The following is a 21,434-nucleotide window of genomic DNA, read 5'->3' as shown; positions in this document are numbered from 1 at the left end:
CCCGGTCGTATGCGACCGGGCCGTTCTTATTTGTGATCCAACGGCAATTTAGCCAGTACGAACTTTCACAGCCTGCAAGCCTCTCGGCGTTTCATTAGCCTGGTAACTCACTTCCATGCCTTCTTCGAGTCCATCCGGGTCGGCATCCGTCAGAACGGCGTATCGGAAGTAGATGCTTGTGTTCGAACCGCTTGCCGGTTTGATGAAGCCGAAGTGATCTTTCAGACTTGCAATGACGCCCATCTTCCAGACATCCTCCGCTGCCCCAGAGGACGGAGGCCTGTCGCGTCTGATCTGAAACAACCCGCTCAAAACGGCCCGCTCGTCTCCTCGCGCGTCATCCATCCGGTCGATGACCTCGGACATCATCAATGGATAACTCACCTCGTTGAGCAACATCTGGCTCGGATTTGCGCCCTTTTGTTCTCCAGTCGTAGTCTCGAATGAGTAAGACCAGCAAACAACCATTACTCGAATACCAAGCGTCTTGAGCTTACGCGCGAGCGGTATGTAATCACTGTCGCCTGCAATAAGGACGACCACATTGAACTGCTTGTAAATGGAAAGCTCGAACGCTTCAAGAGCCAGCCAGACATCGATGCCCTTTTCCTTGCCAGCGAAGCTCATTGGGAAGTAATGCGCCGTGACGTTCTCCCGCATCAGGATGTCGTCGAGTACGCGCTCGTTGAACAGAATGTCGTGGCCTTTGTCCGCGCTCTTGCGCGCTGAGAATCGGCCTCGGAAGTAATGCGCGTCGATCACCTGACAATCGCGCGCGTCCACTGTCTCGACAAGCGCTACTCTGTGGCGAATGTATTCATGCAAACCGTGAATCGAAAGCCATGCTTTTTTCGGATGCTGGTGCATGTAGTACTTGCTCACCAGATCAAAGTAATTCCCATCGTAGAAGACGCCGATCTTCGTCAGTTGCTTCGCTGCGTGAGACATCGATTAGTTCGCTCCTTCTTCAAACTGAGGTGGCTCGCCGAATGGGCGATTAACTCAATTATCCAAAGCGAATGCAGGCTGCTGATAGTGTTTAATGCTTAAAAGAATCGGCTCGTGCGCCGACGTCACCGCTTTGTTGCTGCCTAAATCTCAAGCGATCTATCAGTCATTTGCCGATTAGCTGAATCTGACGCGCTTAGGCATCAGTTGCTCGATCGCTTTCATCGTGCTGTTTAACGCGCTTGAGTCCCGTCACCATCCCGCCGATTAAATTCTCTCGTGTCCACAAGCTCATCGACACCGCCGCGACGACATGCACGCACACGCATATTTCGATCAGATAAGACAGCCATGTGTGGATCTCTTGTGGCCAGTCTTCGCCCCAGAAGGCATCGAGCCGCATGATCCAGCCGGATACCGCGAGCGCCAGTACCAGGAACCACAACGCAACGGCCATCAACGCGCCCAATGGATTATGCGAGACATGATGTAGGGGCTTGCCCGCTGCAAGCGAACGGAGATAGGCACGAAGCTGCGCGGCGCCCGGCCACCAGGCGGCAAAGCGCGCATGCCGCGAACCGACGAAACCCCACACGATACGCGCCAGCACCAACCCCGCCGCGATATACCCAAGCACTCGATGTGTCGGGTTTGTTGGCCCAAAAAGATTCCATGAAACGACGCCCGCCACAATCCAGTGTGTGAGCCGGACCCAAAGATCCCAGACCTTCACGCGAGGGCCGGCCTTGGCAGACATGACGAAGCGCGCTTATTCGACTTCCGATTTCACGACAGCCAGCGTCTTGGTGTCGTAGTAGATCTCGACCTTCTTGCCATTCTTGTCGTGCCCGTAGATTTCATAGCAGTTGCCATCGATCTTGAACTTGCGGATCTTGTAGCCTTGCGCTTCGAGTTGCGCCTTGGCGTCCGACTCCTTGATCCACTCGCTCTTGGGATGCGCCGTGCAGTCCGCCTTCGCGAACGCGGCGCCGGAAAAACCCATTGCCAATGACAAAGCCAGTACCTTGAACATCGTCGACTCCCGGTGGTTTGAAGTCCGAACACTCTACTTCCACCGGAAGGACATCGCAAGTCAATCGAAAGCTATCCCTCAGCGCTTCGCCTGCTCCCGAATCTGTTCGAGCGTCGCGCCCGGCGTGCTCTGATCCGCCGGAATCCGAATCTCGATCACCGCGGGCAATCCGGAACACACAGCGCGCTCGAACGCCGGCATGAACTGCTCCGTCGATTCGACCCGCTCGCCGTGCGCCCCGAACGCGCGCGCATAAGCCGCGAAGTCGGGGTTCGTCAGCCCCGTGCCATGGACCCGATGCGGATAGTGCCGCTCCTGATGCATGCGGATCGTGCCGAACTGCCCGTTGTTCACGACCACGAAAATCACCGGCAGCTGGTACTGCATCGCCGTGGCGAGTTCGTGGCTCGACATCATGAAGCAGCCATCGCCCGCGAACGCGATCACCGTGCGCTGCGGATACAGCGACTTCGCCGCGATGGCCGCAGGCACACCGTAACCCATCGCACCGCTCGTCGGCGCAACTTGCGAGCGGAAGTGCCGATACGAATAATGCCGATGCAGCCAGGTCGCGTAATTGCCCGCGCCGTTGGTGAGAATCGCGTCTTCGGGCAGGCGCTCCGAAAGCGTGCGCATGATCTCGCCGAGCTGGACATCGCCGAGCATGGGGCGCGGCTTGCGCCATTCGAGATACGCGGCGTGCGCCGTCTCGGCGCTGCCCGACCACGCGATCTGCGCGGGCGGTTCGAGCGCGGCGAGCATCGACGCAATCTCGGGCATGCCGGAGACGATCGGCAGATCGGCGCTATACACGCGGCCCAGTTCCTCCGCGCCCTGATGCACGTGTATCAGCGTCTGCTTCGTCTTCGGGATGTCGAGCAGCGTGTAGCCGCCCGTCGTCGATTCACCCATGCGCGGGCCGAGAACGAAGAGCACGTCCGCTTCGCGCACGCGCGCGGCCAGCGCCGGATTGATGCCGAGCCCGACATCGCCCGCGTAATTCGGATGCTCGTTATGCAGCGTGTCCTGATAGCGGAACGCGCATCCCGCCGGCAACTGCCAGCGCTCGATGAAGCGCGCGAAGTCCTGCGTCGCCTCGGCGGTCCAGCCGCTGCCGCCCGCGATCACGAACGGTGTCTTCGCGTTGGCGAGCAGTTCGCGCACACGCTCGATCTGCGCCTGCGAGGGCGCCGCCGCGACGCGCTGATAGCCCGGCACGGGCGGCGCCGCGTCGCACGCTTCGGTCAGCATGTCTTCGGGTAACGCCAGCACGACCGGGCCGGGTCGTCCCGCCGTCGCGACATGGAACGCGTGGCTTAGATATTCCGGCACGCGGCGCGGATCGTCGATTTGCGCGACCCACTTCGCCATCTGCCCGAACATGCGCCGATAGTCGATTTCCTGAAACGCCTCGCGATCCATGTGATCCCGCGCGCATTGGCCGATGAGCAGGATCATCGGCGTCGAGTCCTGGAAAGCGGTGTGCACGCCGATGGACGCGTGCGTCGCGCCCGGCCCGCGCGTGACGATAGCCACGCCCGGACGCCCCGTCAGCTTGCCGACCGCCTCGGCCATGTTCGCCGCGCCGGCTTCGTGGCGGCAGACGATCGTCTGTATCTGGCTGGTTTCGTCGTGCAGCGAATCCAGGACGGCGAGAAAGCTCTCACCCGGCACGCAGAACACGCGTTCGACACCATGATGAACGAGCGCATCGACGACCAGACGCGCGCCGGTGGTCTGGCCATGAGAAGCGGATGCCATGCGAACAAGTCTCCTTTGTCAGTGAGCATCGGTGAGCCCGGGTTTCGAGCCGCAGACCGTAGCTTACGCCGCTGGATGGGACTCTGGCTGATGCGGTCCGGCCGCCTTGGCGCGCGACGCGCCTGCCGCCACGCGCCTCACAGCCGGACAAACCGTCAAGCGACATCTCTCGTCCCGTCGCGTCGATCGTGCCAGACCGGAATTTTTTCCCGCATGACGCGCGACGCAATCCGCACGGCCGGGTTGTTTCCATCAGTCGAAATACCCCTCTTTCACACCCTTTATCCAGCGATAGGCCCGAAGTGATCTTCGCAATAATGGCTTCACTGAAAAGCGGGCACGGAAATAACCAAAGGGTGCTCGCCTCGCAAATATCGCTGCATCTATCCTCATCGGGGGCCAGTTTGAACATTCGTAAATTCATCGGCGCGAACAGTCGTGACGCTCTGCGCCAGGTCCGTGAAGCGCTCGGACCCGATGCCGTGGTGCTGTCCAACCGCACGCTCGACGATGGATCGGTGGAAATCGTCGGTGTCGCGGATAGCGATCTAGCTTCGATCTCGCCCGCGAAGGCCGCACGCGAACAGGCCGCCGCCGCGCCGTTCGCCAGCGCCACGCCGCGCGCCGCGCTTGCACAAGCCGCAGCCGCCGCGATGAAGCAGCAGGCCGCCGCTCCCAGCTCTCCGATGAACCCCTACGCCAGCGGCGATGTTTTCTCCTCCGTCTTCGGCAACACCGCCGACGCCGACGATTTCGACGAGCAAGCCGACGAAGAGCGCATGGAAGCACCGCGCACGATGGCCGATTCCAATCCGTGGTTGATCGAACATGCGCGCCGTATCGCGCAACAGGCTTCGGTGCCGTCGAACCGGCCGCTGACGCCGTCCGCCGCAATTGCACGCGGCATGGGCGTGCCGGTATCGGTCAAGGCAGCCGACGCACCGCGCCAGCAAGCGCCGCGTGCACAAGCCGCCGCGCAACCGGTTGCCGCCGCGCCTGCCGCACCCGCCGCGCAAGCGCACGCAAAGATCGAAACGCCCGACTGGGCGCGTGAAGCCGCGCAAGTCGCCGCACGCCGCGCCGCACAGAAGATCAACGCAGCACCGCAACCCGCCGACGAAGCGCCGGCCGCATCGGGCAATTTCGAAGGCTTGCCGGCTAATGCCGCAGCCGTCGTGACCGAAGCCATCCGCACGCGCATGGAGCAAGTCGTCAACGAAACGGTGATGAACGAACTCTCGTCGATGCGCGAGATGATGGAAGAGCACTTCTCGGGTTTGCTGTGGGGCGACCGCCAGCGCCGCAACCCGACCAACTCGGCCTTGACCAAGCGCCTCTTCGCCGCCGGTTTCTCCGCGCAACTCGTGCGCATGGTGATCGACAACATGCCGTCGATGGAGAACGTGGAAAACGCGCTCGAATGGGTGCAGCAAGTTCTCGAATCGAATCTGCCGGTGATGCCGAGCGAAGACGCGTTGATGGAACGCGGCGGCGTGTTCGCGCTGATGGGCCCGACGGGCGTCGGCAAGACGACGACCACGGCAAAGCTCGCGGCGCGCTGCGTGATGCGCTTCGGCGCCAGCAAGGTCGCGCTCCTGACGACGGACAGCTACCGGATCGGCGCGCATGAACAACTGCGCATCTTCGGCAAGATTCTCGGCGTCTCGGTGCACGCGGTAAAGGACGGCGCCGACCTGCAACTCGCGCTCTCCGAACTGCGCAACAAACATATCGTGCTGATCGACACGATCGGCATGAGCCAGCGCGATCGCACGGTCTCCGACCAGATCGCGATGCTGTGCGGCACGGGTCAGCCGGTGCAACGCTTGTTGCTGCTGAACGCCACGAGCCACGGCGACACGCTCAACGAAGTCGTGCAGGCCTACAAGAGTGCGCCGGACCAGCCGCCGCTCGCGGGCTGCATTCTGACCAAGCTCGACGAGGCGACCAACCTCGGCAGCGTGCTCGATACGGTCATCCGCTACAAGCTGCCGGTGCATTACGTATCGACCGGTCAGAAGGTGCCGGAGAACTTGTACGTCGCAACCAAGCGTTTCCTCATCAAGAGCGCGTTCTGCATTCCGCGCGATGGCTCGCCTTTCGTGCCGCAAGACGACGATGTGCCGGCGCTTCTGTCCGCACTGTCCGCACGCGCCACGACCGAACTGCATGGAGTCCATTTTGGATAAGTTCGTGCTCGATCAGGCTGAAGGCCTGAGAAGGCTGCTGACGCGCGCCAGTTCTCGCGTGGTGGCTGTAGTGGGCGGACCGGCGGGCATCGGTTGCACGTCGGCGGTAGTGAATCTCGGCGCGGCGTTGTCCGTGCATGGCAAGGATGTGCTCGTCATCGACGAGCGGCATAACGCGGGCTCGGTCAGCCGCATGGCGGGTGTGGATGGCGCGGGCGCGCTCTCGGCGGTGATGTCCGGCCGTCGCGAACTGCAGGATGTCGCGGTGCGCACGCCGATGGGTTTTTCGCTGATCGCCGCACCGCGCGATGAACGTATCAGCCACGACGCAGCGCAAGCACGCGCGCTGCTCGACGGCCCTGCGGACATCGTGCTGATCGATGCGCAACTCGATCGTAATGGCGCGCTCTCGTCGCTCGCGGCGCAGGCGCATGACTTTCTGATAGTGACGCGGGTAGCCGCGTCGGCGATCACCGAGGCGTATGCGTGCATGAAGCGCTTGCACTACGCCCACGCGATCGGCCAGTTCCGCGTGCTGATGAATCACGTGCAGGACGCAGCCGATGCAGCGGTCGCGTTCGACAACCTCTCGGGTGTCGCGAGCCGTTATCTGGCCGTGTCGCTCGTGCAGGCAGGGTATGTGTCCGAGGATGCGCGCGTCGCTCGGGCGAGGGAGCTCTCTCGGTGTGCGGTGGAAGCGTTTCCGGCTACGGCCGCGGCGCGCGACTACCGCTACATCGCAGCCGAGCTGCTGCACTGGCCGATGCGTCCCGCGCCGTTTTCGCGCGGCGACGAAGCGAGCCAGTACGACGCGCACATTCCGGTTGGCGAGTCTGGTGAAAGCGGACGGAAAGCGGCGCACCGAGCGGCGGCGTTTTCCGATCATGCAATGAGCAGCACGGCGTCGATGTGATATTGAAAGGTGAACAGGATGTATAACGCCCAAGGCAAACTCTCGCAGTCCGACGTGCTTACGAAATATGCGCCGCTCGTTCGCCGCCTCGGACTCCAGCTCGTCGCCAAAATGCCGGCGAGCGTCGATCTCGACGATCTGATCCAGGCCGGCATGATTGGCCTCCTCGATGCGGCTAGCCGCTACAAGGAAGATCAGGGCGCCCAGTTCGAAACCTACGCAAGTCAGCGTATTCGCGGCGCCATGCTCGACGAGTTGCGCGCCAACGACTGGTTGCCACGCAGCATGCGCAAGACATCGCGCGAAGTGGAGTCGGCGGTACACAAGGTGGAACAGAACCTTGGCCGTTCGGCCAGCGAGACCGAAGTCGCCGAGCACATGAAGATGCCGCTCGACGAGTATCAGTCGATGCTGCAGGACTTGCACGGCAGCCAGTTGATCTATTACGAAGACTTCGACCGCTCGGCGGACGACGAGCCGTTCCTCGACCGTTACTGCGTCGATCGTTCGGACCCGCTGTCGGCGCTTCTGGACGACAGTCTGCGCGGCGCGCTGATCGAAGCCATCGACAAGTTGCCGGAGCGCGAGAAGCTGCTCATGAGCTTGTACTACGAGAAGGGCCTCAACCTGCGCGAAATCGGCGCGGTGATGGAAGTGAGCGAGTCGCGCGTGTGCCAGTTGCATAGCCAGGCCGTGGCGCGTTTGCGTGCGAAGCTGCGGGAACAGTCGTGGACTAGCGTCGAGGCTTGAGTTCCGAGTTGTAGAGGCGCGCGAAGCCCCGAACCGGGGCCGCGCGCTTTTTGCTTTTGCCTTTGCAAAGGCGCTCGAATGCGCGCGGATGGGCTCAATGCATCTCGAAGTCGCGCGCCTCGGCGAACACCGTCTTGCCTTCGCCGAGACTCTTTGCGCGATACATCGCGCGATCGGCGGCTCTCAGCACGGCGGTGATATCGGCGTCATGCGCTTCTGCCGCGCTCGACAGCAAGCAGGCGCCGATACTCGCCGATACGCTCACTGGCCGCTCCTGCACCAGCGTGAGGTCGGCGAGCGCCGAATGGATGCCATCGGTGAGCGTGAGCACCGCGCTGCGATCGCGCATGTTGCGCGCGAGCACGACGAACTCGTCGCCGCCCAGCCGCGCGATGGTGTCGGTCTTGCGCATGCGCCGTGCAAGCAATTGCGCGAACGACTGCAACAGCACGTCGCCGACCGCGTGACCGTAGGTATCGTTCACGCCCTTGAAGCCGTCGAGATCGATCAGTAGCAGTGCGCTGGTATTCGCGTCGGCGGCTTCGGGCGCGGACATCGCGCGATTCACGGTTTGTTCGAGCGCGTAACGGTTATAGAGGCCCGTGAGCGGGTCCGTCGATGCCTGCCGCGCCAGCACGCGATTCGCGCTGCCAAGCCTGTCGACCAGCACGCTCAGATACACCGACGCGCCCAGCACGCTCAGCGCGAGCCCGAGCGCGGCGGCGCGGTTTGCCACCCACCACGGTTGCCACAACGCCAGCGCGACGATCGCGACGAGCGCCATCGCGCACGAAATGGCGAGCGTGCGCTTGCCGTAGCGGCATCCCGAGCCGATCAGAAACCAGAACACCACCCACAGCAGCGGCAAGGCGAGCGTGCCGCAGAGAAAGAGCATGGCGCCGAGCAACGCCTGATCGAGGATAGTGGTGATGACGAGCCGGACGTTGGACAGCGCCATCATCCGGCTGACGAGCAATAGTGTGATTGCACCGTAGGACACGTAGAGCGCGATCAACCGCGTGATCAGCGACGCGTTGGCCGAAGGGTGCCGCCACGCATACACCGCATAAGCCAGCAGAACTGCCGCTCCCATCCCGATACGCAGCATGGCTTGCTCGCGTTCGGGATTCCGGTTGCCGGACCATGCGAAGGCATAGGCCCGGCGTGCCGGTTGATGCGCCTGCTCCATACTGAACCCCTGGTGGTGATTTCTTGCTGTTATGGTCTTTTGCGCGTGTCTTTGCTGTCGCGCTTTTGTCTTATTGCGGCCCCGTCGCGATGTTCGTCTCCGACGACTGGTATTTTGCAACGTTTTGCCAAGCTGCTGTGAATCGTGTAAGAACGCATCTCGGACAGATGATTAACGGCGTTTTCTGCGGATGCTTCAGTGTTATGAGCGACGACTTTTCTCTCGCTGGCGAATGGCTGGCGGTGTGTAATGGCGATGACGTGCCGGCGGGTTCGACGCGAGCGTTCATCGTCGCGGATGAGCGCATCGTCGTATGGCGCGATGCCGAAGGTGTTGCGCATGTCTGGCGTGACTACTGTCCGCATCGCGGCGCGCAACTGTCGCTGGGCACGGTGACGAACGATCAGCTCGTGTGTCCGTACCACGGCTGGCGCTACGACACGCTTGGTCAGTGCGTGCTGATTCCGTCGAATCCGTCGCTTCGGCCTTCGAAACGCGCGTGCGCCACCGCGTTCGTCGCCGAGGAGAAATACGGCGTCGTGTGGATGTGCTTCGGCGAGCCCGCGCACGCGCTCGATTTCTTTCCCGAAGCTGCGATTCCGGGCGGACGGCGCATCAACCTTGCGCCGCAGACGGTGAAGTCATCCGCGCCGCGTGTCGTCGAAAACTTCCTGGACATGGCGCACTTTTCGTTCGTGCACGTGGGCATTCTCGGCGAGGATGCGCATACCGAAGTGCCGGACTATGAAGTCGTGGAAAGCGCCGACGGACTCGAAGCGCGCCAGTGCCGTTTCTGGCAGCCGGCGGGTTTGCCGGGGCAGGGCGGCGCGATGATGGATTACGTTTATCGCGTGAAGCGGCCGCTGGTTGCGAAGCTCACGAAGATGGCGTCGGGGGCAATGGGCGCACTGCATATCATGCTGGTGGCGTCGCCCGTGACGCAGACCGAGACCCGCGCGTGGCTCGTTTCCATTCACGAAGACGAGACTTCGCACAGCGACGAAGAGCTGTACGACTTCAACATGGAGATTCTGCTGCAGGACACGCCGATCGTGGAGTCGCAATGGCCGAAGCTGCTGCCGCTCGCGCTCGATGCGGAGTTGCATCAGAAGTGCGACCGGATGTCGGTGGCGTATCGGAGATGGTTGGCGGGAATGGCGTTTGGGTGGGGGACGACGAGCGCGTGATTCGATGGCCGGTAAGCCACCGCATCAAACGCGCTTGATGAGTCGACCCAGCACGTTCGCCAAGTCGCCGCCGGGCAGGCGGATGCCGAACTCGTCTTGCAGCACGGCCAGCAGTTCGTCGGTGCAGGAAATCTGACGGCGCTCGGCGACCGCATCGAGATGATGGACGCCGTAGTTGCCGTCGACGAGACTCTTGCGTCTTCCCTCGTCCGTGCGCGCAACGACCAATTGCGACGCAAGCGGTGACGCCGGATGCGTCGAGATGAACCAGTTGCCTATCTCGAAGTCGATCTGTTCCTGACGTTGCAAGTCGAATACATATAGCGCGCGCCAGACGCCGTTTATCCGCGCCTGAAGCACGTAACCGGCCTCGCGTTGCAGCAGCCTGAAACGTTCGAGCGATGTCGTTTGCTCGGCATCCGTATCGAGCCGCAGCGGAGTCGTCGGCACCATGCGGCCGAAGCCCACATCCGAGATGTAGTCGTCGCCCGGTCCAAACGTCACGAGAATCGACATATGCGTTCGCGGCGCCCACGCGGTTTCCGGGCCGCCCATGACGACGCGTCCCGTCAGGCCGCGCGCGTCGAATCCCAACTGCCTGAGCAATGCGAGAAAAAGCAGGTTGAGCTCGTAGCAGTAACCGCCTCGCCCGCCGAGCACGATCTTTTGTTCGAGCGATGCCACGTCGATGGACGTAGGCTCCTGCAAGAGCGTCGACAGGTTTTCGAACGGAAAGCGGCGGGTGTGGCGTTCCTGCAAGGTCCGCAACGTGGCGAGCGTCGGTTCGGGGCTGGCGCGACAGCCGAGCTGCGACAGGTAACCGTCGATGTGTTCAAGCCGCGCAGCCGTTTTAACGCGTGCCATGTTAACGCTCGTTGCCCACTTCGCCGATGACCATCGCCGGATTGCCGAACACTTTGGTACGCGCCTTCACGCGTCGCAAGACCACGCTGCCCGCGCCGACATACGCGCGGTCGCCGACGTTGCACTTCGGCAGCAGCGTCGCGCTGCTCGCGATAAACACTTCCTCTCCCACGTTGACGTGACCGTTCAGTTGGCATGCGCCGCAAATCTGCGTGTAGCTGCCGATAGACGTGTCATGCGCCACGCTGCTGTGAGTGCCGATAAACACGTGGCGGCCCACGTCGATATCACACGACATCTGCGTGAACGGACAGATGATTGAGCCCGCGCCGAGTTTCACGTCCCTGCCCACGAGCGCCGTCGGATGCACGAGGATACCGAACTCCGCGCCCTTGTCTTCGAGCAGGGTGACGTAGGCGCGCTTCTGCGACGGATCGCCTATTGCGCAGAGAAAAATGTCGTCGTCTAGCGGCAGATAAGCTTCAGGCGAGCCGATGATGGGCGCGCCGCACGCAAAGCCGTCGAGCATGTCGGTGCGGCTGTCGAGAAACCCCTTGACCTTCCATGGCGTTCCCGCAGCGATGGCCTGTTGCGACCAGACGAGCACTTCCCGCCCCAACGCGCCCGCGCCCACGATAATGAGATTTTTGATGCCGGTCACGGCTGCGAGCGTGTGTGTCATGCGGAAATGTTCACCGAGCGGCCGCCATCGACCACGAGTTGCTGGCCCGTGATCCAGCGTGCATTGTCGGACAACAGGAATTCGGCCATGCCGGCTATGTCGCTTTCACGCCCGAGACCTAGCGGATACGACTCCGCCATGCGCTCGCGCACTTGCTCGTTGCCGAATATCGAATCCGTCATGGGCGTATGAACCGCGCCGGGCAGGATGGAGTTGACGCGAACCGACGGCGCCAGTTCGACGGCGAGCGCGCGCATATAGGCATCAAGCGCGCCCTTGCTCGCGCAATAAACCCCGAGTCCCTTGGCGCCGAACTGACTCGCCGTACTCGACACGAACACGATATTGCGGAGCGCCTTGTCGTTCACCTTGCGTCGCACGAGCAGGCGAGAAATTTCCATGGCCGACATGAAGTTCACGTTCATGACTTCCACCGCGCTCGCGCGCTCGAGCAAACGAAGCGGGCCGATGATCCACGCGCCGGCGCAGTGGACGTAGTTCTCGATACGCATGCCGCGCGACGAAACGAAATCGACGAAGCCGGACTCGATCTCGTCCAGTTCGCGAAGATCCTGCACCCACAATGCGTGGGCGTCGGGGTTAGCGCAAAGCTGTCGCGTCTCCTCCAGCCGCGCCCGGTCCCTGCCGTGCAACACGAGCGACCGCGTGGAGGAAAGCTGAATGGCCGTTGCCCGGCCTATGCCCGATGAGGCGCCCGTAATCAGGCTATGAAATTCGTGGCTCATGACTGTCTTGCTCAGGACGCGGTGTAGCCGCCGTCGCAGACCAGCACCGAACCGGTAATCCAGCGACCGGAGTCGGCAACGAGAAAGGCGGCCGCATTGGCGATGTCTTCGGGCGTGCCCAGACCCAGCGGATGCGCGGATTCGATCTGCTTGCGCTGCTCTTCACTCCAGTGCCGGGAGTTTTCGTCGAACATCGCGGTCTTGACGAATCCGGGAGCAATGCAATTGACGCGGATACTTCTCGGCGCAAACTCCAGAGCCGCCGATTTTGCGAGGCCGGTGAGCGCGGCTTTCGACATGGCATAAGCCGACGCACCGGCGGAGCCGACGATGCTCATGACCGACGAGATGAACACCACCGAGCCGCCATTTGCGCGGCATACGCTGCGGTGCTGAAAGCCGCGCAGCAACGCGAGCGCAGCTTCGGCATTCACGCTGAACACTTCACGATAGCGCGCGGGCGTCAGCAAGCGGGTAGGCGCAATGGAACTGATTCCCGCCGCGTGCACGAGCCCGGAGAACGGTCCCCCGGCTTGCGCCAACTCGGCGAAGAGGCCGGGCAGGCGTTCGGTATCGAGAAGATCGAAGGTCACCGTCTTCGCGTTGAGGCCGGCGCTTGCTTGCTGAAGCCGCGCATCGTCACGATCCAGCATGACGACGGCCGCGCCCAGCGCGCTGAACAACTGGCTGGTCGCGAGACCGATGCCCGACGCCGCACCCGTGACGAGGATTCGTTGACCTTCGAGGTTCAAAGGATTCGACATGAATGCTCAGGCGTGCTGTTTTTCGAGCGCGGCGAACAAGTCCGCCGCGCAAGCGAATTCGCTGATGCCCTTGGCGCTGATCGCGACGCCAAGCTCCTTGTCGAGCCACGCAATCAATGCGAGCGCGGTCAGGGAATCCCAGTTGTCGTAATGGTCGAGCGGCAGGTCTGGGTCGACCGAATCGACTTCGAGCAACTCGGCGAGGTTGGCGTAAAAAGCATCTTTCATTTGGAAGCTCCTGTCAGGAATATTGCACCATTTCACATACGTCCAGCGGTCCGAGACGCATGAGCATCGATCCCCATGTGAGACCGACGCCGAATCCGGCGAGACATACCAGCGCCTCGTGCTGCGTCAGGACTTCGCGCAGGTTTTCGACGGTTGCCATTGGAATCGTCACGCCGCTGCTATTGCCGTACTTTTCCACCACGTTCATGGGCAGCTTGCCGTACGGAATGCCTATCTTGTCCGCGAGCTTTTGCAGCATGAAGCGGTTGGGCTGATGGAACAGAAACCAGTCGATCTCGTCGATGGTCGTTTCCGCCTGATTCATCAGCGCCGTGATCATCGGCGGAACCTCCGTCTGGACGAACGTAAAGACTTCCGAGCCTTCCATCTTCAAATGATCCAGCGCACGAAAATTGTGATCGCCTTCGTCCCGCGACTCGGCCGTTGCCGGCGAACACGGCATGCGCATTCCGCCGGCGGGAATCATCAGGGCCGCGTGTCGCGTGCCGTCCATCTTCAGATTGGCATGGACCACGCGATCCGGCGCCGCCGATTCGACAATGGCGATGGACGCCGCGTCGCCAACCAGCGGATAGCTGTTGCGGTCCCTGGGCGAAGTCCTGCGGCTCATCACGTCGGCGTTGACGAGTGCGACGCGCCGGATATTCGGTTGTTCGAGCAGCATGAACGCCTGGATGAGACCGACGACGAAGCCCGCGCATCCCTGGTTGATGTCCATGCAGAACATGTCCTGCTTCAGGCCGAGTCTTCCCTGCACGATGCTGCTCGTCGGCGGCATCAGGTAGTCGGGCGTTTGCGTGACGAGCACGAGGGCATCGATTTCGTCACGAGCGATCACCTTTCTCGCGAACAACTGCTCCAGCCCGAAGACGGCGAGGTCCGACACGCAGGTATCGGCATCGACGAGACGGTGCTTGTCGTAGCCCATGACCTGCATGAGTTTGCGCGAGCGCGCCTCTGGAAAGTCGAAGCGCTTCATGTCCTCGACGAACGATTGCTCGCGAGCGGGCACGACGGTCAGCAGACTGCTGATGCGCTTGCCCTTGAAGAACAGGTTCACTGCGTCACTCCATATCTCGCGAGGAGCAGGGAAATGGCCTGCACGTTGCGAAAGTGGTCGGGCACGATGTCGAGCCCATCGATCGAAATGTCGAATTCGTCGTCGATGGTCGAGACCAGTGTCAGCATGTCGAACGAATCGAGCAAACCGTCTTCGAGAAAATCCTCGGACCGCGTGAAGTCGCTTTCGGGGCGCACGCTCTTGAGCAAGTCCATCAACTTTGCTGCCAACATAAATTTCACTCCGTGTTCGAATACCGGCGCCAATGCGACTTCTGTCGCGGCGAATCCAGCCTGTTTCACGCCTCGACGGCCGGGCGCGGCGCCGCTTGCTCTTGCGAGAGCGCGAGCCTGTCTATCTTGCCGTTGGGGTTTCGCGGCATGCTGTCGATACGCATAAAGGCGGTCGGCAGCATGTACTTCGGCAAGCGCGCGCCGAGCGCTGTGCGGATGGCGGCGGCGGAAACGTTCTCGTCCGATTCGAAATACAGCGCGATCTGTTTCTTCGCCGAGTCGTACACCACACATGCCTGCGCAATGCCTTCGATCTGCAACGCGGCGTGCTCGATTTCGCCAAGCTCGATGCGATAACCCAAATGCTTGATCTGATAGTCGCGGCGGCCGACGAACATGATCTCGCCGCGCTCGTTTCGATAAACCGTATCGCCCGTGCGATAAAGGCGGTCGGGATAATGCGGCTGCAGCGGATTCATCGTGAAGGCATCCGCCGTTTTCCGCGGATTGTTCCAGTATCCGAGCGCAAGCGAACTGCCACGCACGCACAACTCACCGTGCTCGCCGATGCGCGCGGCGCGCCCCTCGTCGGTCAGGATCAGCACATCCGAATTTCGGCAGGGAAAGCCGATCGGCAGCTTCTCGTCGTCGCCGAAATCGCGCTCGACGATGAAGTACGTGCAATCCACCGTCGCCTCGATCGGCCCGTACAGATTCACGAACATGGCTTGCGGCAAGTGCTTGCGCCAGATGTTCAGCGGCCGCGTGGGGAATACTTCGCCTGCGAAAAGAATCTTCTTCAGCGCGACGGGCGGCAAGCGTTCGAGCAGCGCCTGATTCGCGATGTTCACCATGATCGTGGGCACCCAGAAAATGAAGCTGATGTTCTGATCGATCAGGTGCTGGAGAAGCGAAGCCGGGAAAGCCGCGATCTGTTCCGGGATCAGCGAGATGGTCGCGCCCTTCGCGAGACACAGGAAGAGTTCGAGCGAGTAAATATCGAAATACAAAGGAGACAGGCTGCCGATCGTCTCGCTGCCATCGAGCGCCAGACGTTCGAATGCCCAGTCCATGAAGTCGATGGTCGCGCGATGATTGAGTGCAACGCCTTTCGGCACGCCCGTGGAACCCGACGTGTGGATGATGCAAAGCGGGTCCGTGTCGATGATATTGTCGAGGCACCAATCCAGTTCGACGTTCGATGAAGCGTGGTCCGTATGCCTCACGTCGTCGATAAGGAGAATCCGCTTGTCATCGATTCCGACTGCGTTCAAGGAAGACGCCAGCGCGGCGTTCGTCACGATGAGCGGTGCGTCCAGATTATCGAGAATTGCCTTGAGGCGGATGGCGGGCAGCTTGATGTCGAGATTGGCGTAGCAGTTTCCCGTGTAGACAATGCCCAAGTCGGCGAAGATGGTTTCGGCGCACTTCGGCAGAAACACGGCAATCGGATTGCGGATCGCATCGGTACGCGCGCGAATGGCGGCGGCGAATGCCTTCGCATGAACTTCGAGCTCGCGAAAGGTATAGCGCTTGTCGCCATCGACGATGGCGGTCTTTTCCGGCATGCGTGCCAGCGCACCTCCTTCGAAATATTCGAGCACGTTGATCATCATGGTGCGGCCTGCGTCCTGAAAAAAGCATCGATAAAAGCGGTCGGGCTGACGCGCGTCGTCGTCATGCGGAACATCTAGCGCCGTGCGCCTTGCAGCCCGACTCTCAGGAAAAATTCTGCCATGTCGCTGCAAGACCTCATCGCGCGAACAGACGGTGATTTGACGGTCATTTCAGGTCGTGAGAGCGGCCGTTTGCAGCGCTCAAGATCGTCTCGACGACGAAGGCGACATGCTCGTCGCTCAAGGCCGGGTAGATCGGCAGACACAGTACCTTGCTGGCCGCATTGGCCGCGACCGGCAGATTCGCGCGGCTCGCCGAGGGAAGTCCGCGGTACATCGGGAAATCGGAGATAAGCGGATAAAAATAGCGGCGCGCATAGATCTGCCGACTGCGCAGATGTTCGTATAGCGCATCGCGGGTGAGCGAGAAATCGGCTTCGACGAGTATCGGAAAGTACGAGCAGTTGGCAACGGTCTGCGAGCCTCTTGGCAAACAACGGATACCCGGCACATCGCGCAGCATTTCGCGGTACAGCGCGTCTATCTCTCGCCGGCGCGCGAGCGCATCTTCTATGTGTTCGAGTTGAACCAGGCCGAACGCCGCGTTGATCTCGCTCATCTTCGCGTTGATGCCGCTCGCCACCACCGTCGTTTCGTCGACGAAACCGAAGTTCTTGAGCTGGTCTATGCGCAGCTTGGTCTTTGCGTCCGGACAGACGATTGCGCCGCCTTCAAAAGTGTTGAACACCTTTGTCGCGTGGAAGCTGAGAACGGACAGATCGCCGTGCGCCAGGATGCTGCCCGCTTCGGTCTGCACGCCGAAGCCATGGGCGGCGTCGTAGATGACCTTCAGGTTGTAGTTGTCCGCGATCCGCTGGATTGCATCGACATCGCACGGATTGCCGTAGCAATGAACCGGCAGGATCGCCGTGGTCTGAGGCGTGATGGCCGCCTCGATCTTCGCGGGGTCGAGATTCAGCGTGACAGGATCGACATCGACGAATACGGGTTTGACGCCGTTCCACAACAGCGAATGCGCGGTCGCCACGAACGAATACGGCGTCGTGATGACTTCGCCCGTGATGCGCAGCGCCTGCAGCGCCGTGACGAGCCCGAGCGTGCCATTGCTGAACAGCGAAAGATGCCGGACGCCTAAGTGTTCGCCGAGCGCCTGTTCGAAGCGCTGATGGAACGGCCCGCCGTTGGTCAGGACCTTGCTCTCCCAGATTTGCTCGAGGTAGGGCAAAAATTCCGCGAGCGGCGGCAGATGCGGCTGCGTGACGAACATTCGCTCCAGCGGCAGCGCGGAAACTGATTCGGGAGGCAGGCTGGCTGTCATGTCTTTCGTGTTCCGAGGGTGATGTTGTCGCCGCGCGGCTGGCGGCGTCCCACGCGCCAGCCGAAAACACCTATGCCGGCCTGTCAGGGCGATTCCGATGAATTATCTGGTCAAGGCCGCGCAGGCAATGCGGCGAGATAACGTGCCAAAACCGGTCTGTTCGCGTGATCGACGGAACTCGTCTGCCTGCAGACTTCACGCTCGGGAAGATCGACCGCGAAGTGCCGGCGCTCCTCATCCATTCGTCGAACCGGCCGAAAGCCAGCAACCAGACCGCAGGGTAGTGCCACATGAACATCGCCAGCACCAGAGCTTCACGCAAGGGGCATCCGTACTACATCTATGCGCCGGCTTACCGGGAGTCATCGGCCGGGATCGTCGTGATGCACACGCTCTGTCACCTGCTCAATCGCGAGGGATACGACGCCTATATCTCCGCGACCGATGTCGTCAACCCACGGTTCGACACGCCGCTCGCCACATTCGAGGTGCAGGCCCGACACAGGTTGGAGGGCCGCATGCCGATCGTCGTTTATCCGGAGATCGTGTCGGGCAACCCGATGAATGCCGATGTATGCGTACGCTATATCCTCAACCACATCGGGTTCCTGTCGGGAAAGCCGCTCAACGAGGGCAAGGACGATCTGGTCTTCTATTTTTCGGAGAACTTCCTCGGTAGCGCGAACAAGAAGGACGTCGATTTTCTGTTCTTGCCCGTCATCGATACGGAGCTGTTCAAGCCCGATCCCACGGTCAAGAAGGACCGGACGTTCGTCTTCCATTACCGGCATCCGCTCGACAAGATCGACTTTTCGCTTTTCCCGCCCGGCACCGAACTACTGTCGATGGCGAACCCCGTGACGCTTCCCGAACTCGCGAAGAAGCTGCAAGGCGGCCGGGTGCTTTACTCCTACGAGCAGTCGTCTGTCTGTAACGAAGCCATGGCGTGCGGCTGCCCTGTCATCTACCTGCCCGAGGGCGGGTTGAAGGCCGTGCCGGATCAGTTCGCCTTCGGCGTCAACGGGGCGGCCATGGCGAACGAGAAGAATGGCTACGCGCGCGCCTTGGCGACCGTGGACACGATATATCCGACCCTGGTGGCGCTCGGCAACGTGTTCCGGGCGGACCTGCCCGTGTTTCTGGAGAAGACTCAGGATGCGGCGCGAAAAGCGCTTCGGCGCCCGGCCGAACTGCGGGTTGCCTCGTCGAACGTGCCGAAGACCCCGAAACGGCGGATCGCGGCACTGACGACCGAGCCGGTCGCGCACCGCTGGTCGACATCGCGCGTCAAGAAGCCGTTCGAACTCCTGGCCGACCATTGGGAACTGATCTGGCCGATCCAGAACAACGAGGAGAAGATTGCGTCGGCCGACATCGTTTTGATGCAGCGGCGCTTTCCGATGGCCGCCACGCCCGAGCAACTCGAAGCGATCTTCGGGCTCGGCAAGCCGGTGATCTACGAGACCAACGAGCCGTATCACGACCTTCCCGAGACCCATCCGCTGCACTTCTTGAGCCGGCGCGCGGGCGAGAAGGTCGAGTACGTCATGCGCCGTGCGAACGCGCTGATCGTCACGACGCCGGCGCTAGCGGAGGCGATGCGTCCGTGGAATGGCAACATTCACGTGTTGCCGACGAGCGTGGACTTCGACCGCTTCTACAGTCCGGTCCGAATGAACGAGGACAAGGTACGCATCGGCATCATGGGTTCGGCGACGAAGCCGTGCAATTTCGCAGTCATCGAACCGGCGCTCATGGCGCTTCGCGCGCGCTTCGCTGGCGACGTGCAATTCGTGTTCGTCGGCGCGCCGCCTCCGCCGGACTGGATGGGACAGCCGGATGTCACCCTGGTTGGCGTAGCCGAAACCTACGAGGAGCACGCGAAGGTCTTCCGGCAACTTGAACTCGATATCGGCCTCATGCCGCGTGCCGCGTCGGAAGTCGACAATGGCGAAGCGCGGACGGAATGGCTCGAATACGCGGCGGCAGGCGTGGCGACGCTCGGCAGCGAGCATCCCGCATACAGCGACCTGGTGCGCGATGCCCGTTCGGGCGTGCGTGTGGATTCGGTATCGGCCGATGCCTGGGTCACTGCGATTGCGAATTTGATCACCAACCCGGCGCAGCGCCGTAGCCTTGCACGTACGGCGCAAGCCATCGTCTACAAGAGCGGTTCAGTGCAGTCGCAACTGGCGCAATATCACGAAGTGTATTTGCGGGGCCTGGGGCTCAAGCTCGGTGGAGCGTCGGCAAGTGGACCGGAGCGGATTCCAGCCGTGTTGATTCTTGACCCGGAAGGAGACGCGCGGAAGGTGCAGGACAGCTTGCGACATCATGCACGAGGTCCGCTCAGGAATCATATGACCGTGGTGCTGACGACGCAGGAGGGCGCGGTGCCGGAGTGGAGCGACAACCTGCGTTATCTTCAAGCCACGGTGGGCGAATTCTCGAGCGCGATGGAGCAGATTTGCGGGCATGATGAATTCGACTGGAAGGTGGTCACGGAAGCGGGCGTCGAGTTGATCTGAACGGCATTGCCGAGAACTACGTGGTGCGCCCGGCTGGGATCGAACCAGCAACCCCTGCCTTCGGAGGGCAGTACTCTATCCATTGAGCTACGGGCGCGTTGACGAGGATCTTGGCTGCGGGGGACGCTGGAGAAGCATCTGCAAGACCCATGCGAATCCGAGAGAATACCTGTTTTCGATGAATCCGTCCATCGCGCGGCCCGCGCGAGCGCCTTTCTTGGAAGCTCGGAACCCGCGCCGGTTCGGGTAAACGCGCGTGAAACCAAAGCAGGCGGCCCACGCCCTGCGTTAAACGTTCCGTCTATAATCGACCGTGCCCTCATACAGAAGGAGGGCAATCGCGGTAGCCACACGCTGTCACTGAACCGACTCACCTAGAAAAAACGGGAGACGAGACAAGCATGAGCGAAGCACCCCACGGAGCCCCAATAAAAACACCCGGCCAACTCATCGCGGCGGTGATCGCGGGGTTTGGCATACCGGTCGCCATCATCATCCTGCTCGCGGTCTATGTGAATAACTCGACTCGCACCGGCGCCGGCACCGACCTCGAAGCTTCGGTCAAGGAACGTATTGCACCGGCCGCTCAAGTCGATATCCGCGATGCCAACGCGCCACGCGTCTACAAGACCGGCGAACAAGTCTTCAAGGCCGTGTGCTCGGCCTGTCACGCGGCAGGAACCGCAGGCGCGCCCAAGTTCGGCGATGCCAGCGCCTGGGCCCCGCGCATCAGCGAAGGCTACGACACGCTTCTGCATAACGCGCTCAACGGCAAGGGCGCCATGCCCGCGCGCGGCGGCACGAGCCCCGACGACTATAGTGACTTCGAAATCGCTCGCGCAGTCGTCTACATGGCCAACGACGGCGGCGCCAAGTTCCCCGAACCGGCTCAACCCGCTTCTGGCGCAACGGCAGGCGCCGCGGCTCCCGCAGCCGGAGCATCCGGCGCGGCGGCTGGCGCGAGTTCGACGGAGAACGCTCAGGCTGCGGCGGCAGTCGCCGCGCTGGCATCGGTGCCGCAGGCGGCTGCTCCGGCAGCGGGCGCGCAAAGCGCCGATGCATCGCAAGCCGGCAAGGCGCTCTATGAGCAGGTTTGTCAGGCGTGCCACGCGGCCGGCGTGCTCAACGCACCGAAGTTCGGCGACAAGGAAGCATGGGCGCCGCGCTTGAAAGATCCGATGGACACCGTCTACAACTACGCGCTGCACGGCAAGGGCGCAATGCCGGCGAAAGGCGGGTCGAACGCATCCGATGCGGACGTGAAAGCCGCCGTCGATTACATGGTGAATGCTTCGAAGTGAATGGCGGCGGTAAAAGCCCTGCGTGCGTGTGAGCGTCGCGGGGCTTTGCTTTTACAACGCAATATTCGCCGAACGAGGGGTT

General features: G+C 61.8%; 20 protein-coding genes and 1 tRNA gene. 6 read left to right on the top strand and 15 right to left on the bottom strand.

The features are described from left to right. Positions 1-48: 48 nt before the first annotated feature. The 4 genes from NCT03_RS13795 to NCT03_RS13780 all read right to left on the bottom strand — a co-directional run bounded on the left by NCT03_RS13795 (position 49) and on the right by NCT03_RS13780 (position 3,742). Positions 49-948: an NYN domain-containing protein gene (locus NCT03_RS13795; RefSeq protein WP_250466170.1), complete on the bottom strand. Its 900-nt coding sequence runs from the start codon at positions 946-948 to the stop codon at positions 49-51. Between the two features lie 196 nt (positions 949-1,144). Then, on the bottom strand, positions 1,145-1,705 hold the full coding sequence (locus NCT03_RS13790) for a cytochrome b/b6 domain-containing protein (RefSeq protein WP_250466168.1): 561 nt from the start codon (positions 1,703-1,705) through the stop codon (positions 1,145-1,147). 12 nt (positions 1,706-1,717) lie between these two features. Next, a complete protein-coding gene (locus tag NCT03_RS13785) occupies positions 1,718-1,981 on the bottom strand; it encodes a PepSY domain-containing protein (protein WP_250466166.1) in 264 nt (87 codons plus the stop codon). 78 nt (positions 1,982-2,059) lie between these two features. Next, positions 2,060-3,742 carry a thiamine pyrophosphate-binding protein gene (locus tag NCT03_RS13780; RefSeq protein WP_250492828.1) on the bottom strand — a complete coding sequence of 561 codons (1,683 nt, stop codon included), beginning with the start codon at positions 3,740-3,742 and terminating at the stop codon, positions 2,060-2,062. 404 nt (positions 3,743-4,146) lie between these two features. On the opposite strand from NCT03_RS13780, the gene flhF reads away from it, so the two are divergent. The 3 genes from flhF to NCT03_RS13765 are packed head-to-tail and all read left to right on the top strand — an operon-like array spanning position 4,147 to position 7,594. After that, the gene (flhF, locus tag NCT03_RS13775) at positions 4,147-5,931 is read left to right on the top strand and encodes a flagellar biosynthesis GTPase FlhF (protein ID WP_244826591.1); all 1,785 of its coding nucleotides are present in this window, start codon (positions 4,147-4,149) and stop codon (positions 5,929-5,931) included. Next, positions 5,924-6,844 carry a MinD/ParA family ATP-binding protein gene (locus tag NCT03_RS13770; RefSeq protein WP_244828138.1) on the top strand — a complete coding sequence of 307 codons (921 nt, stop codon included), beginning with the start codon at positions 5,924-5,926 and terminating at the stop codon, positions 6,842-6,844. The genes flhF and NCT03_RS13770 overlap by 8 nt, the downstream gene beginning before the upstream one ends. 18 nt (positions 6,845-6,862) lie before the next feature. After that, on the top strand, positions 6,863-7,594 hold the full coding sequence (locus NCT03_RS13765) for an RNA polymerase sigma factor FliA (protein ID WP_244826590.1): 732 nt from the start codon (positions 6,863-6,865) through the stop codon (positions 7,592-7,594). Between the two features lie 94 nt (positions 7,595-7,688). Here NCT03_RS13765 and NCT03_RS13760 read toward each other — a convergent pair whose 3' ends face one another. Beyond that, complete coding sequence (locus NCT03_RS13760) at positions 7,689-8,783, bottom strand: GGDEF domain-containing protein (protein WP_244826589.1); 1,095 nt, start codon at positions 8,781-8,783, stop codon at positions 7,689-7,691. A gap of 203 nt (positions 8,784-8,986) precedes the next feature. Between NCT03_RS13760 and NCT03_RS13755 the strand changes: the two genes are divergently transcribed. Continuing rightward, positions 8,987-9,970, top strand: a complete 984-nt coding sequence (locus NCT03_RS13755) for a Rieske 2Fe-2S domain-containing protein (RefSeq protein ID WP_250492827.1) — start codon at positions 8,987-8,989, stop codon at positions 9,968-9,970. Positions 9,971-9,994: 24 nt separating this feature from the next. Here the strand turns inward: NCT03_RS13755 and NCT03_RS13750 are convergent, their stop codons facing one another. From NCT03_RS13750 to NCT03_RS13710, 9 genes are all read right to left on the bottom strand, one after another. Continuing rightward, positions 9,995-10,834, bottom strand: a complete 840-nt coding sequence (locus tag NCT03_RS13750) for an arylamine N-acetyltransferase family protein (RefSeq protein WP_250492826.1) — start codon at positions 10,832-10,834, stop codon at positions 9,995-9,997. A gap of 1 nt (position 10,835) precedes the next feature. Then, a complete protein-coding gene (locus tag NCT03_RS13745) occupies positions 10,836-11,516 on the bottom strand; it encodes an acetyltransferase (RefSeq protein ID WP_250492825.1) in 681 nt (226 codons plus the stop codon). Further along, entirely contained in the window at positions 11,513-12,262 is a 750-nt protein-coding gene (locus tag NCT03_RS13740) for an SDR family NAD(P)-dependent oxidoreductase (protein ID WP_244826585.1), read from the bottom strand. Before NCT03_RS13740 ends, NCT03_RS13745 begins: the two co-directional genes overlap by 4 nt. Before the next feature lie 11 nt (positions 12,263-12,273). Beyond that, entirely contained in the window at positions 12,274-13,026 is a 753-nt protein-coding gene (locus tag NCT03_RS13735) for an SDR family NAD(P)-dependent oxidoreductase (protein ID WP_244826584.1), read from the bottom strand. A 6-nt stretch (positions 13,027-13,032) separates the two neighbouring features. Then, a complete protein-coding gene (locus NCT03_RS13730) occupies positions 13,033-13,254 on the bottom strand; it encodes an acyl carrier protein (protein ID WP_250492824.1) in 222 nt (73 codons plus the stop codon). A gap of 13 nt (positions 13,255-13,267) precedes the next feature. After that, the gene (locus NCT03_RS13725; protein ID WP_250492823.1) at positions 13,268-14,335 is read right to left on the bottom strand and encodes a 3-oxoacyl-ACP synthase III family protein; all 1,068 of its coding nucleotides are present in this window, start codon (positions 14,333-14,335) and stop codon (positions 13,268-13,270) included. Further along, the gene (locus NCT03_RS13720) at positions 14,332-14,568 is read right to left on the bottom strand and encodes an acyl carrier protein (RefSeq protein ID WP_250492822.1); all 237 of its coding nucleotides are present in this window, start codon (positions 14,566-14,568) and stop codon (positions 14,332-14,334) included. The genes NCT03_RS13725 and NCT03_RS13720 overlap by 4 nt, the downstream gene beginning before the upstream one ends. A 65-nt stretch (positions 14,569-14,633) precedes the next feature. After that, positions 14,634-16,184, bottom strand: coding sequence for an amino acid adenylation domain-containing protein (locus tag NCT03_RS13715; RefSeq protein WP_250492821.1), 1,551 nt, complete (start codon positions 16,182-16,184; stop codon positions 14,634-14,636). A gap of 166 nt (positions 16,185-16,350) precedes the next feature. Beyond that, complete coding sequence (locus NCT03_RS13710) at positions 16,351-17,523, bottom strand: DegT/DnrJ/EryC1/StrS family aminotransferase (RefSeq protein ID WP_244826579.1); 1,173 nt, start codon at positions 17,521-17,523, stop codon at positions 16,351-16,353. Positions 17,524-17,813: 290 nt separating this feature from the next. Here NCT03_RS13710 and NCT03_RS13705 point away from each other — a divergent pair, with 290 nt between their 5' ends. Then, positions 17,814-20,051: a glycosyltransferase family protein gene (locus tag NCT03_RS13705; protein WP_250492820.1), complete on the top strand. Its 2,238-nt coding sequence runs from the start codon at positions 17,814-17,816 to the stop codon at positions 20,049-20,051. Positions 20,052-20,072: 21 nt separating this feature from the next. Here the strand turns inward: NCT03_RS13705 and NCT03_RS13700 are convergent. Continuing rightward, positions 20,073-20,148: transfer RNA gene (locus NCT03_RS13700), tRNA-Arg, on the bottom strand. Between the two features lie 304 nt (positions 20,149-20,452). Here NCT03_RS13700 and NCT03_RS13695 point away from each other — a divergent pair. Then, positions 20,453-21,352, top strand: a complete 900-nt coding sequence (locus NCT03_RS13695; RefSeq protein ID WP_244826577.1) for a c-type cytochrome — start codon at positions 20,453-20,455, stop codon at positions 21,350-21,352. The last annotated feature ends 82 nt before the right edge of the window (positions 21,353-21,434 follow it).

The sequence above is a fragment of the Caballeronia sp. GAWG1-1 genome, assembly GCF_023631465.1.
In the GTDB taxonomy this organism is placed as follows: domain Bacteria; phylum Pseudomonadota; class Gammaproteobacteria; order Burkholderiales; family Burkholderiaceae; genus Caballeronia.
This window is presented reverse-complemented; position numbering and strand designations above follow the sequence as displayed.

Coding starts and splice junctions, on each gene's coding strand:
- NCT03_RS13795 (WP_250466170.1), bottom strand. CDS start 948: ATGTCTCACGCAGCGAAGCAACTGACGAAGATCGGCGTCTTCTACGAT.
- NCT03_RS13790 (WP_250466168.1), bottom strand. CDS start 1,705: ATGTCTGCCAAGGCCGGCCCTCGCGTGAAGGTCTGGGATCTTTGGGTC.
- NCT03_RS13785 (WP_250466166.1), bottom strand. CDS start 1,981: ATGTTCAAGGTACTGGCTTTGTCATTGGCAATGGGTTTTTCCGGCGCC.
- NCT03_RS13780 (WP_250492828.1), bottom strand. CDS start 3,742: ATGGCATCCGCTTCTCATGGCCAGACCACCGGCGCGCGTCTGGTCGTC.
- NCT03_RS13765 (WP_244826590.1), top strand. CDS start 6,863: ATGTATAACGCCCAAGGCAAACTCTCGCAGTCCGACGTGCTTACGAAA.
- NCT03_RS13760 (WP_244826589.1), bottom strand. CDS start 8,783: ATGGAGCAGGCGCATCAACCGGCACGCCGGGCCTATGCCTTCGCATGG.
- NCT03_RS13755 (WP_250492827.1), top strand. CDS start 8,987: ATGAGCGACGACTTTTCTCTCGCTGGCGAATGGCTGGCGGTGTGTAAT.
- NCT03_RS13750 (WP_250492826.1), bottom strand. CDS start 10,834: ATGGCACGCGTTAAAACGGCTGCGCGGCTTGAACACATCGACGGTTAC.
- NCT03_RS13745 (WP_250492825.1), bottom strand. CDS start 11,516: ATGACACACACGCTCGCAGCCGTGACCGGCATCAAAAATCTCATTATC.
- NCT03_RS13740 (WP_244826585.1), bottom strand. CDS start 12,262: ATGAGCCACGAATTTCATAGCCTGATTACGGGCGCCTCATCGGGCATA.
- NCT03_RS13735 (WP_244826584.1), bottom strand. CDS start 13,026: ATGTCGAATCCTTTGAACCTCGAAGGTCAACGAATCCTCGTCACGGGT.
- NCT03_RS13730 (WP_250492824.1), bottom strand. CDS start 13,254: ATGAAAGATGCTTTTTACGCCAACCTCGCCGAGTTGCTCGAAGTCGAT.
- NCT03_RS13720 (WP_250492822.1), bottom strand. CDS start 14,568: ATGTTGGCAGCAAAGTTGATGGACTTGCTCAAGAGCGTGCGCCCCGAA.
- NCT03_RS13715 (WP_250492821.1), bottom strand. CDS start 16,184: ATGATGATCAACGTGCTCGAATATTTCGAAGGAGGTGCGCTGGCACGC.
- NCT03_RS13710 (WP_244826579.1), bottom strand. CDS start 17,523: ATGACAGCCAGCCTGCCTCCCGAATCAGTTTCCGCGCTGCCGCTGGAG.
- NCT03_RS13705 (WP_250492820.1), top strand. CDS start 17,814: ATGAACATCGCCAGCACCAGAGCTTCACGCAAGGGGCATCCGTACTAC.
- NCT03_RS13695 (WP_244826577.1), top strand. CDS start 20,453: ATGAGCGAAGCACCCCACGGAGCCCCAATAAAAACACCCGGCCAACTC.